Here is a 13,575-nt window from a genome sequence, read left to right on the forward strand (position 1 = left end):
CGTCAGTCATCACGAGCAGGCTCACTCTTACAGGAGAACGCAATCCATTGTAGGAGTGAGCCTGCTCGCGAAGCTTTAGCGGCTGGCGAGCAATGCCTGGCCGCGTGCCACAGCCTGTTTGACCTGCGCCGGCGCAGTCCCGCCGATGTGATCGCGAGCATTCACCGAGCCTTCCAGGGTCAGCACGGCAAATACATCCTGCTCGATCTGATCACTGAACTTACGCAACTCGTCCAGGCTCATTTCGGCCAGGTCCTTACCGGTGTCGACGCCATACTTCACTGCGTGACCGACGATTTCGTGGCAGTCACGGAACGGCAGGCCACGGCGCACCAGATAGTCCGCGAGGTCGGTAGCGGTCGAGAAACCGCGCAGGGCCGCTTCGCGCATCATCGCGTGCTTTGGCTTGATCGCCGGAATCATGTCGGCAAAGGCACGCAGCGAATCGCGCAGGGTGTCGGCGGCGTCGAACAGCGGCTCCTTGTCTTCCTGATTGTCCTTGTTGTAGGCCAGCGGCTGGCCTTTCATCAGGGTCAGCAGTCCCATCAGGGCGCCGAATACTCGGCCGGTTTTACCGCGCACCAGTTCCGGCACGTCGGGATTTTTCTTTTGCGGCATGATCGAACTGCCGGTGCAGAAGCGATCCGGCAAATCGATGAACTGGAATTGCGCGCTGGTCCACAGCACCAGTTCTTCAGAGAAACGCGACAAGTGCATCATCGCGATGCTTGCCGCCGAGCAGAACTCGATGGCGAAGTCACGGTCGGAGACGTTGTCCAGCGAGTTGCCGCCCACGGCTTCGAAGCCCAGCAGTTGGGCGGTGTATTCGCGGTCGATCGGGTACGTCGTGCCGGCCAGGGCGGCGCTGCCCAACGGCATGCGGTTGGCGCGTTTGCGGCAGTCGACCAGACGTTCGTAATCGCGGCTGAGCATTTCGAACCAGGCGAGCATGTGGTGACCGAATGTCACTGGTTGCGCGGTTTGCAGGTGAGTGAAGCCGGGCATGATGCTGCCGGCTTCGCGCTCGGCCTGCTCAAGCAGGCCTTTTTGCAGGCGGGTGATCTCGGCCAGGATCAGGTCGATCTCGTCACGCAGCCACAGACGGATGTCAGTGGCGACCTGGTCGTTACGGCTGCGACCGGTGTGGAGTTTTTTCCCGGTGACACCAATGCGGTCGGTCAGGCGGGCTTCGATGTTCATGTGCACATCTTCGAGATCGATGCGCCAGTCGAACTGGCCGGCCTCGATTTCGCCCTGAATGGTATTCAGGCCATCGATGATGCTGTCGCGCTCGGCATCGGTCAGCACGCCGACCTTGGCCAGCATGGTGGCGTGGGCGATCGAGCCCATGATGTCGTGGCGATACAGGCGCTGGTCGAAAGTGACGGAGGCGGTGAAGCGGGCGACGAAGGCGTCGACGGGTTCACTGAAGCGGCCGCCCCAGGACTGATTGGTCTTGTCAGTGCTCATGAATTCGCTCGTATCGGCTTGTAGAAAGAAGGCGTGAAACGCTGGCGGGGATGATAACAGGGTTGCCAATCCTGTCGTTGACACTGGTCGATACGTTTTTTCCCTGCCATTGCGGGCCAGACTCCGCGCCGCTCCCGGAAGAATTTGCGCAACGATATTTTTCGTTTGAGCAATATCGCTCCGACGAGCGTCTACAGTAGGACATGGGGTGGCGCCGATCCCGATCGCGCAAAGCCCTCGGTCATCAACCATAAGAAGAGGGGGTGTTTGCATTGTCTACCAGCCGACCCTACGCAGTACGCAGGCAACAGCGGGCTTTGAGCGGTACGGAACGGGTTGCGGCAAATATTGCTGGCCGACGTACGGCACTTTTTGGCGCTCGCGCTAGTCTTAGCGTGGATCGCGGTGACGGATGTCACTCCACCTGTCTACGCTATCCTTGTGCGAGACTCACGCAGGAATCCAGCGCAATATGAATGTCCTGATCGTTGATGACGAACCCCTGGCCCGTGAGCGCCTCAGCCGAATGGTGAGCGAGCTCGAAGGCTATACAGTCCTGGAGCCCAGCGCCACGAATGGCGAGGAGGCATTGGCACTGATCGAAAGCCATAAGCCGGATATCGTGTTGCTCGATATTCGCATGCCCGGCATCGACGGCCTCCAGGTGGCTGCCCGTTTGTGCGAACGTGAGACCCCACCGGCCGTGGTGTTTTGCACCGGCCCCGATGAATTTGCCGTGGAAGCCCTGCAGGCCAGCGCCGTGGGCTATCTGGTGAAACCTGTGCGAACCGAACATTTGCAGGAATCCCTGAAAGGGGCGCAGCGTCCCAACCGGGCCCAACTTTCGGCCCTGACTCGCCCTGCCGCCGAAAGCGGCAGCGGCCCCCGCAGCCACATCAGTGCGCGAACCCGAAAAGGCATTGAGCTGATCCCGTTGGATCAAGTGGTGTATTTCATTGCCGATCACAAGTACGTGACCTTGCGCCATGAGGGCGGCGAAGTGCTGCTGGACGAACCGCTGAAAGCGCTTGAAGACGAATTCGGCGAGCGCTTCGTCCGTATTCACCGTAACGCGCTGGTTGCCCGCGACCGCATAGAACGGTTGCAGCGCACACCGCTTGGGCATTTCCAGCTGTTTCTCAAAGGCTTGAACGGCGACGCCTTGATTGTCAGTCGACGTCACGTGGCGGGCGTGCGCAAGATGATGCAGCAGCTATAGTCCGCGCGCTTGCGCGGACTTCACCTCTTTATCGCCGGGCAATTCGGGCCAGGAAGGCCATGCTGTTTCTGATTCAGGTCAAAGCGGATTTGGCTGAGCTGTTATTATCCGCTGCATCTATTCAGTACGGATTGATCCATGTCCTCTCGCGAAATCCGCATCGCCACCCGTAAAAGTGCCCTGGCCCTCTGGCAGGCCGAATACGTCAAAGCCCGTCTGGAAGCTGCCCATCCGGGTCTGCTGGTGACGCTGGTGCCCATGGTCAGTCGCGGCGACAAGCTGCTGGACTCGCCACTGTCGAAAATCGGCGGCAAGGGTCTGTTCGTCAAGGAACTGGAAACCGCGTTGCTGGAAAACGAAGCTGACATCGCCGTGCACTCGATGAAAGACGTGCCGATGGACTTTCCTGAAGGCCTCGGTCTGTTCTGCATCTGCGAGCGCGAAGACCCCCGTGACGCGTTCGTCTCCAATACATTCGCAAGCCTTGAAGCGTTGCCTGCCGGCAGCATCGTCGGCACATCCAGCCTGCGTCGTCAGGCTCAGTTGCTGGCTCGCCGTCCGGATCTGCAAATCCGCTTTCTGCGCGGCAACGTCAACACCCGCCTGGCCAAGCTGGATGCCGGCGAGTATGACGCGATCATTCTCGCGGCGGCGGGCCTGATCCGCCTGGGCTTCGAGGACCGCATCACCTCAGCGATCAGCGTTGACGAGAGCCTGCCGGCCGGCGGTCAAGGCGCGGTCGGCATCGAATGCCGCAGCGCCGACAGCGCCATCCATGCCTTGCTCGCCCCGCTGCATCACGCCGACACCGCGTCGCGCGTTACCGCTGAAAGAGCCCTCAACAAACATCTCAATGGCGGCTGCCAAGTGCCCATCGCCTGCTATGCCGTGCTGGAAGGCGAGCAGTTGTGGTTGCGCGGTCTGGTCGGCGAACCGAGTGGCGGCAAGCTGCTCAGCGCGCAAGCCCGAGCGCCGCGCGATGCTGCTGAAGCCCTGGGTGTGCAGGTCGCTGAAAACTTGCTGAGCCAAGGTGCTGCCGACATTCTCAGAGCGGTCTACGGCGAGGCAGGGCACGAGTGACAGGCTGGCGCCTGTTGCTGACGCGCCCCGCGGACGACTGTGCGGCGCTGGCCGAAACGTTAGGTGAGCATGGCGTTTTCGGTAATTGCCTGCCGCTTCTGGACATCGTGCCATTACCCGTCTCTGGCACGATGCGCCGAGTCATCGCGACTATCGGAACATGCAGCGCGGTCATCGTGGTCAGCAAACCGGCGGCGCGCATTGCCGTGGATCTGCTCAAAGCGCATGGCCCGGCGTCACTGACCCTGCCATGGTTCAGTGTCGGTGCGGCGACGGCGCAGATTCTGCGTGACCATGGACTGGATGTGAGTTTTCCCGATGACGGTGATGACAGCGAAGCCTTGCTGCAATTACCGCGTCTGCGCGACGCGGTGAGCCGTCCCGGTGCGCGGGTGCTGATCCTGCGTGGCGAGGGTGGCCGCGAACTGCTGGCCGAGCGTCTGCGCGAACTTGGTGCTAGTGTCGAGTACCTGGCGTTGTACCGCCGGGATTTGCCGACCTACGCGCCGCACGAATTGACCCGACGCGTCGAAGCGGAACGCCTGAACGCAGTGGTGGTCAGCAGTGGGCAGGGTTTCGAACACCTGCGCCAGTTGGCGGGCGATGCCTGGCCACGGATTGCGCAGTTGCCGTTGTTTGTTCCAAGCCCTAGGGTCGCCGAACAGGCGCGTGCCGCCGGGGCTCGAACAGTTGTGGATTGTCGCGGCGCGAGTGCTGCGGCATTGCTGACGGCGTTACGGGAACACCCCGTGCCCGTTCTCTAATGCAAAGGATGGATACGTGAGCGATACAGTCTTGCCTAAAGATGATGTGCCACCGGTGATCGAGACACCGACTGAATCCTCGGTTGAGAGTCGACCGCCCGCCACTGAACCACGTCGTGGCAATGGACTGGCCGTCGTCGCACTGTTGCTTGGCGCCGTCGGCGTCGCGGTGGGAGGCTGGGGCGTCTGGCAGGTGCGTCACCTGCAAACCACGACCCAGCAGCAATTGGGCCAGGTGCAGGCGCTCAATGATCAAGCGCAAACCTTGAAGCTCAACGAGCAGCGTCTCACCGAGCGCCTGGCGCAATTGCCCGGCGCCGATGAACTGGCCGACCGCCAGCGTCTGGTGGCCCAGTTGCAGGGTGATCAACAACGCCTTAATCAGCGTCTGGAAACCGTGCTCGGTGCCAGCCGCAAGGACTGGCGTCTGGCTGAAGCCGAACACTTGTTGCGTCTGGCCAGCCTGCGTTTGTCAGCCCTGCAAGACATCAGCAGCGCTCAGGCGCTGGTGCAGGGTGCCGACGAAATCCTGCGCGAGCAAAACGATCCCGGTTCTTTCGCCGCCCGCGAGCAAGTTGCCAAGACCCTGGTGGCGCTGCGCAGCACTGAACAGCCGGATCGCACCGGGCTGTTTTTGCGGCTTGGCGCACTGCGTGATCAGGTCATCGAACTCACCGAATTGGCGCCGGAGTACAAGGATCGCGGCGAGTCGCTGCTCGGCCTGACCGCAGATGGCGATGGCGCCAGTCGCTGGGCGCAGTGGTGGGATCAGATTTCCCGCTACATCCGCATCGATTTCGACGCTGACAAAAACGTTCGGCCATTGCTTGCCGGGCTAAGCCTGAGCCAGGTGCGCCTGGCCTTGAGCCTGGCGCTGGAGCAAGCGCAATGGGCGGCGCTCAACGGTCAGGCGCCGGTTTACACCCAGGCACTGGCCGAGGCGCGGGATGTGCTTCGAGGCAATTTCAATCCGGACAACCCGCAAAGCAAAGTGATGCTTGAACAGGTCGATGAGCTGAGCAAGCTACCGGTCACGGTTAAAACGCCCGACCTGACGGGCACGCTGAGCGCGGTGCAGGGTTATCTCGAACGCCGTAATGTCAACGCTGAAGACTCAGTGAAACCGCTCGCCAGACCTGCCGCAGAATCCGCGCAGGAGGCCACGCCATGAAACGCCTGTATGTGGTCGTGTTTCTGGTAATTGCCGCAGCGGCAGCCCTTGGCCTGGCGATTGCCGAGCATTCCGGTTACGTGCTGATTGCCTACAAGAGCTTTCGTTATGAGTCGAGTCTGTGGGCGGCGCTGGCGGTCATCGCCGTGTTGTGGCTGGTGATCTGGGGGATCAAGGCGCTGGTCGAACTGGTGACCACGTCCACTGGCGTGGTCAATCCATGGTCGCGGCGTAACCGTAGTCGTCGGGTGCAAGTGGCAATCGAGCACGGGCAACTGGACCTCGCCGAAGGGCGCTGGGCCAGTGCCCAACGCCATTTGCATCGCGCCGCCGAAGCTGAACGTCAACCGCTGTTGTACTACCTCGGCGCGGCCCGTGCAGCGAACGAGCAAGGCAACTACGAAGAATGCGATCGCCTGCTGGAGCGCGCCCTTGAGCGTCAGCCCCAGGCCGAATTGGCGATTGCCTTGAATCACGCGCAATTGCAAACCGATCGCGGCGACACCGATGGCGCACTGGCGACCTTGCAGGCGATGCACGAGCGCCATCCGCACAATGCACAGACGCTGCGTCAATTGCAGCGTTTGCATCAGCAGCGTGGCGATTGGTCGGCGGTGATTCGCCTGCTACCGGAACTGCGCAAGGATAAAGTGCTGCCGGCAGCCGAGCTGACGGAGCTTGAGCGCCGTGCCTGGGGAGAAAATCTGTCGTTGGCGGCCTACCGCGAAGAGGACGGCTCAGTGGGCCTGACCTCGCTCAATCGCGCCTGGCAGCAATTGACGACTGCGCAGCGTCAGGAGCCTGCGCTGGTGCTGGCTTATGCCGAGCAGTTGCGTCAACTGGATGCTCAAGTCGAAGCCGAAGACGTGTTGCGCATTGCGCTCAAGCGCAAGTACGACAGCCATCTTGCTCGCTTGTACGGTCTGGTGAGCGGCAGTGATCCGGCGCGTCAATTGCAATTCGCCGAGAGCTGGTTGAAAGATCATCCGACGGATCCAAGCCTGCTGCTGACACTAGGCCGTCTGTGTCTGCAAAACAGCCTGTGGGGCAAGGCGCGGGACTATCTCGAAAGCAGCCTGCGTGTGCAGCGTAATCCGGAAACCTGTGCGGAGCTGGCACGTCTGCTTGCTCGTCTGGGCGATGCCGAGCGCAGCAATCAATTGTTCCAGGAAGGGCTTGGTCTGCTCGATAAACGTCTACTGGCGGCGCCGCTGCCGGTAACGACTCAGGCGTGACGAGGACGAGGGAGTTCGCTCCCTCACTCCGCCGGCCGACTGAATAATTACCTGTTTTTCGCGTCTTGGGCAAAGTCCTACAGCGTCCTACTCCTAATCCCTCCGTGATTGTCGGGATTTCCCTACACTTCTGGTGAAGTGTCATCGCTGGCCCGCCTTGAAAGCCCAACGCGCTTTCCTCTACCGTAACCGCCTGTCTTTATCGTTACGGATTAGCCATGTCGTTGGCCTGCTCACGCTCCTTGTTTTTCATGGCTTTCACCGCAGCAGCGCTGGCTCTGGGAGCTTCCTATTATCTTGAATACGCGGTCGGGCTGACGCCTTGCAGCCTGTGTCTGGTGCAGCGGTTATTTCTGACTGTGCTTGCGAGTGTCTGCGGCTTGGCGGCCGTGCATGGTCCACGCCGGACCGGCCTTGCCTTTTACTGGCTCGTGGCACTGGGTGCCAGTCTCGGGGGAACCACTGCGGCTTGGCGGCAAGTGCTGTTGCAGGGTGATGCGACACGCCAGTTGTTGAACTGCACGCCGGATCCCGAAGCTTTTTTTGGCGGCTTGCCGTGGCTGTGTGCGCTGGTGCGAATGTTCAACGACAGCGCCGATTGTGCAGAAATGTCCTGGACCCTGTTCGACTTGAGCATCCCCGAATGGAGCCTGCTGTTTTTTGTCGCGGTGTCGATACTCGCCGTTTACCAGTTGTTGCGTCTGATCTGCGGCGCTCTGCAACAACCGCTCAGCGGCGAACCGTCGCACTTGGCGTTAAGGCGGGATTAAACACTTGTATGAACATTATCGTCTGCGTACCTTGATGACATAAGCGTGCGGGCATAATCTGGCCCGCATGTGTCATTGGATTTATGTTGCTCGATGACGCTCTACCCGATCGTCCCTCACGCATAAACAGCAAAAACGGGGCGCGGGTGTAGAGCAGCATGACCCACAAGGGAAGAGAGATCGCCATGCTCGAAAGTTGTCAGAATGCTCAGGAACGCTGGGGTGGAGTTCATCTGCTGATCGACCGCTGGTTGCAGGAGCGTGAAGAGCTGATCGGCGCCTACGACAAGCTGGGTTCAGAACCCGAGTCCTTGTCTGCGAGTCGCAAACCGTTGCAGGAGTTTTGCGGTGTGCTGGTCGACTATGTGTCTGCCGGGCATTTCGAAATCTACGAACAGCTGAACGGCGAAGCCAAAGCGTTCAAGGATGATCGTGGTCTTGAGCTCGCCGACACGATCTATCCGCGCATCGACGTCATCACTGAAAAACTGCTCGCATTCAACGACCTGTGTGATGAAGGCAAATGCGTTGCCGAGAAATTCAAAGAGCTGGGTGGCCTGCTTCACGAACGCTTCGAGCTGGAAGACTGCCTGATTGAAGTGCTGCACACGGCACACAAGCAAGAGGATCCGGTTCAGGCCTGAACCACTCTTTCGCCAAACACAAAAAAAGGTGCGCCATGGCGCGCCTTTTTTAATGCGTGAAATTCAGCTGGTGGCACCGCGCAGTTCGACTTCGAACACCAGCGGAGTGAAGGGCGCGATCAGATCCCCGGCACCGTCTGCGCCGTAAGCCTGATCCGAAGGAATCACCAGTTTCCACTTCGCACCGACCGGCATGTTCTGTAACGCGCTACGCCATCCGGCGATCACACTGTCGAGGCTGAACCACTGCGGCTGACTGTTCTGGTCGAACACCGTGCCGTCAGGCAAGCGACCGATGTACAGCACCTGGACTTTTCCGTTAGGGCCGGCAGTTGCGCCATTGCCCGATTTCAGTTCAGTGAGGAGCACGCCGTCAGCCAGTTCCCTAACGCCCGGTTTGGCTTTTTCTTCGGTCAAAAAACGCTGCTCGCTTTCCTGCGCTGCATCGCTCGATGGCAGCGCCGGGTGTTCGGCAGTCTGCGCTTCGTGATTGGCGAGGATCTGTTCCATTCGCGCTTCGGTGAGTGCCAATGGCTTGCCTTGGTAGGCATGCTGCAAACCATCGATCAGCGCTTGAATTTGCAGTTGCGGAACCTCTTGGCGCAGACGTTCGCCAAGGCTCGCACCCAGGCTATAGGCCAAATCATGAGCGTCATTTGCAGCGTTTTTTTCGTCGGCCTGAGCCACGGCAAAAATCATGCAGAGGGATAAAAAAAGGTAGCGCGACATCGGCACTCTCCGTCCTGAGATGCGGTGGATTATGCCAGCGCAGCCCCCCGCAACGGTGAACTGCTTTCGCTCATTCACAGAACATTTTCCGCGCGGTGCAACGCAACGCTTTCGATAGTGTCAACATGCCCTAGCGGCGGTATCAGCAGAGGTCTAGTATGAGCCGCACTCACGTCAGCCAGGAGGTAAACCATGTCGGCCACCAAGAAGCCTGTAAACACTCCGTTGCATTTACTCCAACAGCTTTCGGGCAGTCTGCTCGAACATTTGGAAAACGCTTGCTCGCAAGCCTTGGCTGATGCTGAAAAACTGCTCGCCAAACTTGAAAAGCAACGCGGCAAGGCGCAGGAAAAACTGCATAAGTCCCGCACCAAATTGCAGGACGCCGCCGCCGTCGGTAAAGCCAAGGCACAAGCCAAAGCCAAAGGCGCAGTGAAAGAACTTGAAGAGCTGCTCGACGCATTGAAGGATCGTCAGTCCGATACGCGCGGCTACATTCTTCAACTCAAACGCGATGCCCAGGAAAGCCTGAAACTGGCCCAGGGTATCGGTCGAGTTCAAGAGGCTGCCAACAAGGCGTTGTCCTCGCGTTCGGCCAAGCCGGCACCGGCACCTGCCAAGAAAGCGGCTGCGAAACCTGCTGCTGCCAATAAAGCTGCCGCCAAACCAGCCGCGAAGCCTGCAGTCAAAGCCGCTGCGAAGCCAGCTGCTAAACCGGCCGCGAAAGCACCGGCGAAAAAACCTGCTGCCGCAAGCGCCGCCAAGCCGGCCACTGCGAAAGCGTCTGCTGCTAAACCTGCTGCCAAGCCAGCCGCCAAATCTGCAACTGCAAAAGCAGCGCCTGCAAAAGCCGCTGCTGCAAAACCAGCCGCCAAGCCGGCTGCTAAAGCTGCCGCCAAGCCTGTACCAAAAATCGCTGTGAAACCTGCCGCTGCCAAACCGGCGGCTAAAACCGCCGCTGCGAAATCAGCACCCAAGGCCGCCGCGAAACCGGTTGCCGCGAAATCAGCAACGGTGGCTGCTGCCAAACCGGCGAGCAAGCCTGCAGCGAAAGCAGCAGCCAAACCGGCTACAAAAGCAGCCGCCAAGCCAGCCGCTAAACCTGCAGCAGCAACGCCAGCGAGGACCGCTGCCAAGCCAGCTGCCGCCAAACCGGCTGCCAAACCAGCCGCGAAAAAACCGGCCGCCAAGCCAGTTGCCGCCAAACCCGCCGCTGCCAAACCCGCCGCTGCCAAACCAGCGACCGCTCCGGCTGCCAAACCCGCTGCACCCACTGCGCCAGCGTCATCCGTAGCACCCGCCGCCAACGCGGTTACCTCGACCGTCACGCCGACCCCGGCCGCCGGTTCGAGCACTGCCAGCAACCCGACCAGCGCTTCCTAAGCGCCGGCTGCCGCGACGCGCAGCACTTGCAGCGCGTCGCGGTTCAGGTTGGCGGCATTGCCCGCCAACGCTTCCAGCCACACCGTCAAGTCCGACTCGTTGCGCGTCCACTCCTGCGCAACGCCCTCCAGGCGTGACAGCAAGGCTCGTTCGGCTTCCAGTTCCAGCGCCTTGATCTGATCGCGCATGCCCTTGAGCACAGCGTCATCGGTGGCTCGCGTTTTCCATTGCAGGCGTAGCGCGCGCAGTGGCTTCACCACTTCCACATCCCACGGTTCGGTCAACGCTTGAAGCTGCCGCACGCGTTGTGCTTCACAGGTAACGCCGCGTTTCTCAAGCCACGCGCCACAGAGCAACAGACACACATTGGCGCCCGCCGTCTGCAAACTCAGGCAGGCATCTTCCACGCCCGGCTCGGCGTAGGTCGAAAGGGAAAAGCTCCACAGGTCTGAGGACATCGTGCTACTCGCGCCAGTTGCGGGCGAAGCTGGTAGACTCCGCCGCCATTATGATCCGACTTCAGAACCTCACTTTACAGCGTGGCCCGCAACGTCTGCTAGAAGACGCCGAGCTGACCCTGCACGCCGGCCACAAAGCCGGTCTCATTGGCGCCAACGGTGCCGGCAAATCGAGCCTGTTCGCCTTGCTTCGGGGTGAACTGCACCCAGACTCGGGTGACTGCCTGCTGCCGGCCGATTGGCGGATCGCCCACATGCGCCAGGAGGTCGACACGCTTGAGCGCCTGGCGGTCGACTACGTGCTCGACGGCGACCTGCGCCTGCGCGAAGTGCAGCGCGACCTTGCAGCGGCCGAAGAGGCTCACGACGGCACCGCATTGGCCCGTCTGCATGCCGAGCTCGACAGCGCCGACGGATACACGGCTGATGCGCGTGCGCGCAAATTGCTCGCCGGCCTCGGTTTCACCAATGAGCAGATGGATCGTCAGGTAGGAGATTTCTCCGGTGGCTGGCGGATGCGTCTGAATCTGGCGCAGGCCTTGATGTGTCCGTCGGACCTGTTGCTGCTTGACGAACCGACCAACCACTTGGATCTCGACGCCATCATCTGGCTTGAGGAGTGGCTGAAAAACTATCCGGGCACCTTGCTGCTGATTTCCCACGACCGGGATTTCCTCGACGAAGTGGTCGATCACGTTGCCCATGTCGATCAGCGCAAACTGACTCTCTACCGCGGCGGCTACAGCGCATTCGAACGTGCCCGTGCCGAACGTCTGGCCCAGCAGCAACAGGCCTACGAGAAGCAGCAGGCGCAACGTGCGCACATGGAAAGCTACATCGCCCGCTTCAAGGCCCAGGCCACCAAGGCCCGTCAGGCGCAGAGCCGGATCAAGGCTCTGGAGCGCATGGAAGAGCTGTCGGCGGCCCACGTCGATTCGCCGTTCGACTTCGTCTTCCGCGAGTCGACCAAGATCTCCAGCCCGCTGATCGACCTGTCCGATGCGCGCCTGGGTTATGGCGACAAAACCGTGCTGGAGAAGGTCAAGCTGCAATTGACCCCCGGCGCGCGGATCGGTCTGCTCGGCCCTAACGGCGCGGGTAAATCGACGCTGATCAAAAACCTCGCCGGCGAACTCAGTCCGCTGGCCGGGCGCCTGACCCGTGGCGAGAACACCGTGGTCGGTTACTTCGCGCAGCATCAGCTTGACTCGCTCGACTCCAAGGCCAGCCCGTTGCTGCACTTGCAGCGGTTGGCGCCGGGTGAGCGTGAGCAAACCCTGCGCGATTTCCTCGGCGGCTTCGATTTCCGGGGGGCGCGGATCGATGAGCCGGTGCTGAATTTCTCCGGTGGCGAAAAAGCGCGTCTGGCCCTGGCGTTGATCGCCTGGGAGCGCCCGAACCTGTTGCTGCTCGACGAACCAACCAACCACCTCGATCTGGAAATGCGCCTGGCGCTGACCATGGCGTTGCAGGAATTCAGCGGCGCGGTGTTGGTGGTCTCTCACGATCGGCACTTGCTCAAAAGCACCACCGATAACTTCTTCCTCGTGGCCGACGGCAAGGTCGAAGAATTCGATGGCGACCTCGAAGACTACGCGCGCTGGCTGGTGGAATACCGTCAGCGCAATGCCCCGGTCAGCAACACCCCGGTGAACCCGGACAAGACCGACAAAAAAGCCCAGCGTCAGGCTGCCGCTGCGTTGCGTCAGCAATTGGCCCCGCACAAGCGCGAAGCCGACAAGCTCGAAGCCGAACTGGGCAAGCTGCATGAGAAACTGGCGAAGGTCGATGCCAGCCTCGGCGACAGCGACATTTATGAGCCGGCGCGCAAGAACGAACTGCGCGACCTGCTGGCCGAACAGGCGAAACTGAAAGTTCGTGAAGCGGAGCTGGAAGAGGCCTGGATGGAGGCGCTGGAAACGCTGGAAAGCATGCAGGCGGAGCTGGAGGCGTTGTCCTGATGGATGCGTTTACGCTACCGCTGCCGGCAGTCTGGGTCGAGCCGATCTGGCTCGGCGTGCAGATTCTGTTGATCCTGCTGGCGGGTTATCTGACCCAGCGTTTCGTCGCCAACGGGCTGACCCGGCTGGGCGAGCGTTATCCGTTTCCGCCGCAGTTGCTGATGCCGCTGCGCGGTGGATTGCGCTGGTTGATCATGGGCAGCGCGTTGATTTTTGTCCTCGGGCGTCTCGGCGTTTCGGCCACGGTGCTGTGGACGGCGTTGTCCGGATTCGTCGCGGTGGCGGCGGTCGCGTTCTTCGCCATATGGAGCGTACTGTCGAACCTGCTCTGCGCGATTCTGATTTTCACCGTCGGCCCGTTTCGTCTCGGCGATGTGGTCGAGTTGGTGGACACCACCGACAAGCCTGGCGTGAAAGGGCGGGTGATCGCGATCAATCTGCTTTACACCACGTTGATCGAGGCGGAAGAACTGGGGACGGGCAGCGCCATGGTGCAGGTGCCGAACAGTTTGTTTTTTCAGCGTTCGGTGCGGCGTTGGCGTGGGACGGATGTTTTCCCGTCGAGCGGGTTTGAGAAGTAGATTTTTCAAGATCAAAAGATCGCAGCCTGCGGCAGCTCCTGTAGGGGGCGTGTTTCTGTAGAAGCTGCCGAAGGCTGCGATCTTTTGCTTTTTGCTACGCACCGGATTAG

General features: G+C 60.8%; 13 protein-coding genes. 10 read left to right on the forward strand and 3 right to left on the reverse strand.

What is annotated here, in order from left to right; genetic code table 11:
* Positions 1-75: 75 nt before the first annotated feature.
* Positions 76-1,470, reverse strand: a complete 1,395-nt coding sequence (gene argH, locus GIW69_RS08700) for an argininosuccinate lyase (RefSeq protein WP_236481768.1) — start codon at positions 1,468-1,470, stop codon at positions 76-78.
* A gap of 472 nt (positions 1,471-1,942) precedes the next feature.
* On the opposite strand from argH, the gene GIW69_RS08705 reads away from it, so the two are divergent.
* The 7 genes from GIW69_RS08705 to rsd all read left to right on the forward strand — a co-directional run bounded on the left by GIW69_RS08705 (position 1,943) and on the right by rsd (position 8,353).
* Complete coding sequence (locus tag GIW69_RS08705; RefSeq protein WP_236481770.1) at positions 1,943-2,689, forward strand: LytR/AlgR family response regulator transcription factor; 747 nt, start codon at positions 1,943-1,945, stop codon at positions 2,687-2,689.
* A gap of 138 nt (positions 2,690-2,827) precedes the next feature.
* On the forward strand, positions 2,828-3,769 hold the full coding sequence (gene hemC, locus GIW69_RS08710; RefSeq protein ID WP_236481772.1) for a hydroxymethylbilane synthase: 942 nt from the start codon (positions 2,828-2,830) through the stop codon (positions 3,767-3,769).
* On the forward strand, positions 3,766-4,533 hold the full coding sequence (locus GIW69_RS08715) for a uroporphyrinogen-III synthase (protein WP_236481773.1): 768 nt from the start codon (positions 3,766-3,768) through the stop codon (positions 4,531-4,533). Before hemC ends, GIW69_RS08715 begins: the two co-directional genes overlap by 4 nt.
* 16 nt (positions 4,534-4,549) lie before the next feature.
* The gene (locus tag GIW69_RS08720; protein WP_236481775.1) at positions 4,550-5,704 is read left to right on the forward strand and encodes a uroporphyrinogen-III C-methyltransferase; all 1,155 of its coding nucleotides are present in this window, start codon (positions 4,550-4,552) and stop codon (positions 5,702-5,704) included.
* Positions 5,701-6,939 carry a heme biosynthesis protein HemY gene (locus GIW69_RS08725; RefSeq protein WP_236481777.1) on the forward strand — a complete coding sequence of 413 codons (1,239 nt, stop codon included), beginning with the start codon at positions 5,701-5,703 and terminating at the stop codon, positions 6,937-6,939. Before GIW69_RS08720 ends, GIW69_RS08725 begins: the two co-directional genes overlap by 4 nt.
* 218 nt (positions 6,940-7,157) lie before the next feature.
* On the forward strand, positions 7,158-7,709 hold the full coding sequence (locus GIW69_RS08730; RefSeq protein WP_236481778.1) for a disulfide bond formation protein B: 552 nt from the start codon (positions 7,158-7,160) through the stop codon (positions 7,707-7,709).
* 185 nt (positions 7,710-7,894) lie between these two features.
* Positions 7,895-8,353 (forward strand): sigma D regulator, encoded by a 459-nt coding sequence (rsd, locus tag GIW69_RS08735; protein ID WP_236481780.1) that lies wholly within the window; start codon positions 7,895-7,897, stop codon positions 8,351-8,353.
* Positions 8,354-8,416: 63 nt separating this feature from the next.
* Here the strand turns inward: rsd and GIW69_RS08740 are convergent, their stop codons facing one another.
* Positions 8,417-9,082, reverse strand: coding sequence for an FKBP-type peptidyl-prolyl cis-trans isomerase (locus GIW69_RS08740; RefSeq protein WP_236481782.1), 666 nt, complete (start codon positions 9,080-9,082; stop codon positions 8,417-8,419).
* A 192-nt stretch (positions 9,083-9,274) separates the two neighbouring features.
* On the opposite strand from GIW69_RS08740, the gene GIW69_RS08745 reads away from it, so the two are divergent.
* The gene (locus GIW69_RS08745) at positions 9,275-10,465 is read left to right on the forward strand and encodes an AlgP family protein (RefSeq protein WP_236481784.1); all 1,191 of its coding nucleotides are present in this window, start codon (positions 9,275-9,277) and stop codon (positions 10,463-10,465) included.
* On the opposite strand, the gene GIW69_RS08750 is transcribed toward GIW69_RS08745, so the two are convergent.
* On the reverse strand, positions 10,462-10,923 hold the full coding sequence (locus tag GIW69_RS08750; protein ID WP_236481786.1) for a TIGR02444 family protein: 462 nt from the start codon (positions 10,921-10,923) through the stop codon (positions 10,462-10,464). The genes GIW69_RS08745 and GIW69_RS08750 overlap by 4 nt on opposite strands.
* A gap of 50 nt (positions 10,924-10,973) precedes the next feature.
* Here GIW69_RS08750 and GIW69_RS08755 point away from each other — a divergent pair, with 50 nt between their 5' ends.
* Positions 10,974-12,884 (forward strand): ATP-binding cassette domain-containing protein, encoded by a 1,911-nt coding sequence (locus GIW69_RS08755; RefSeq protein ID WP_236481788.1) that lies wholly within the window; start codon positions 10,974-10,976, stop codon positions 12,882-12,884.
* On the forward strand, positions 12,884-13,465 hold the full coding sequence (locus GIW69_RS08760) for a mechanosensitive ion channel family protein (RefSeq protein WP_236481790.1): 582 nt from the start codon (positions 12,884-12,886) through the stop codon (positions 13,463-13,465). Before GIW69_RS08755 ends, GIW69_RS08760 begins: the two co-directional genes overlap by 1 nt.
* Positions 13,466-13,575: the final 110 nt, after the last annotated feature.

The sequence above is a fragment of the Pseudomonas syringae genome (assembly GCF_021605415.1).
Classification (GTDB): Bacteria; Pseudomonadota; Gammaproteobacteria; order Pseudomonadales; family Pseudomonadaceae; genus Aquipseudomonas; species Aquipseudomonas syringae_S.

Bases quoted from the DNA above. Each gene is read 5' to 3' on its own strand.
- argH (WP_236481768.1), bottom strand. From the start codon at position 1,470: ATGAGCACTGACAAGACCAATCAGTCCTGGGGCGGCCGCTTCAGTGAA.
- GIW69_RS08705 (WP_236481770.1), top strand. From the start codon at position 1,943: ATGAATGTCCTGATCGTTGATGACGAACCCCTGGCCCGTGAGCGCCTC.
- hemC (WP_236481772.1), top strand. From the start codon at position 2,828: ATGTCCTCTCGCGAAATCCGCATCGCCACCCGTAAAAGTGCCCTGGCC.
- GIW69_RS08725 (WP_236481777.1), top strand. From the start codon at position 5,701: ATGAAACGCCTGTATGTGGTCGTGTTTCTGGTAATTGCCGCAGCGGCA.
- GIW69_RS08730 (WP_236481778.1), top strand. From the start codon at position 7,158: ATGTCGTTGGCCTGCTCACGCTCCTTGTTTTTCATGGCTTTCACCGCA.
- rsd (WP_236481780.1), top strand. From the start codon at position 7,895: ATGCTCGAAAGTTGTCAGAATGCTCAGGAACGCTGGGGTGGAGTTCAT.
- GIW69_RS08740 (WP_236481782.1), bottom strand. From the start codon at position 9,082: ATGTCGCGCTACCTTTTTTTATCCCTCTGCATGATTTTTGCCGTGGCT.
- GIW69_RS08745 (WP_236481784.1), top strand. From the start codon at position 9,275: ATGTCGGCCACCAAGAAGCCTGTAAACACTCCGTTGCATTTACTCCAA.
- GIW69_RS08750 (WP_236481786.1), bottom strand. From the start codon at position 10,923: ATGTCCTCAGACCTGTGGAGCTTTTCCCTTTCGACCTACGCCGAGCCG.
- GIW69_RS08755 (WP_236481788.1), top strand. From the start codon at position 10,974: ATGATCCGACTTCAGAACCTCACTTTACAGCGTGGCCCGCAACGTCTG.
- GIW69_RS08760 (WP_236481790.1), top strand. From the start codon at position 12,884: ATGGATGCGTTTACGCTACCGCTGCCGGCAGTCTGGGTCGAGCCGATC.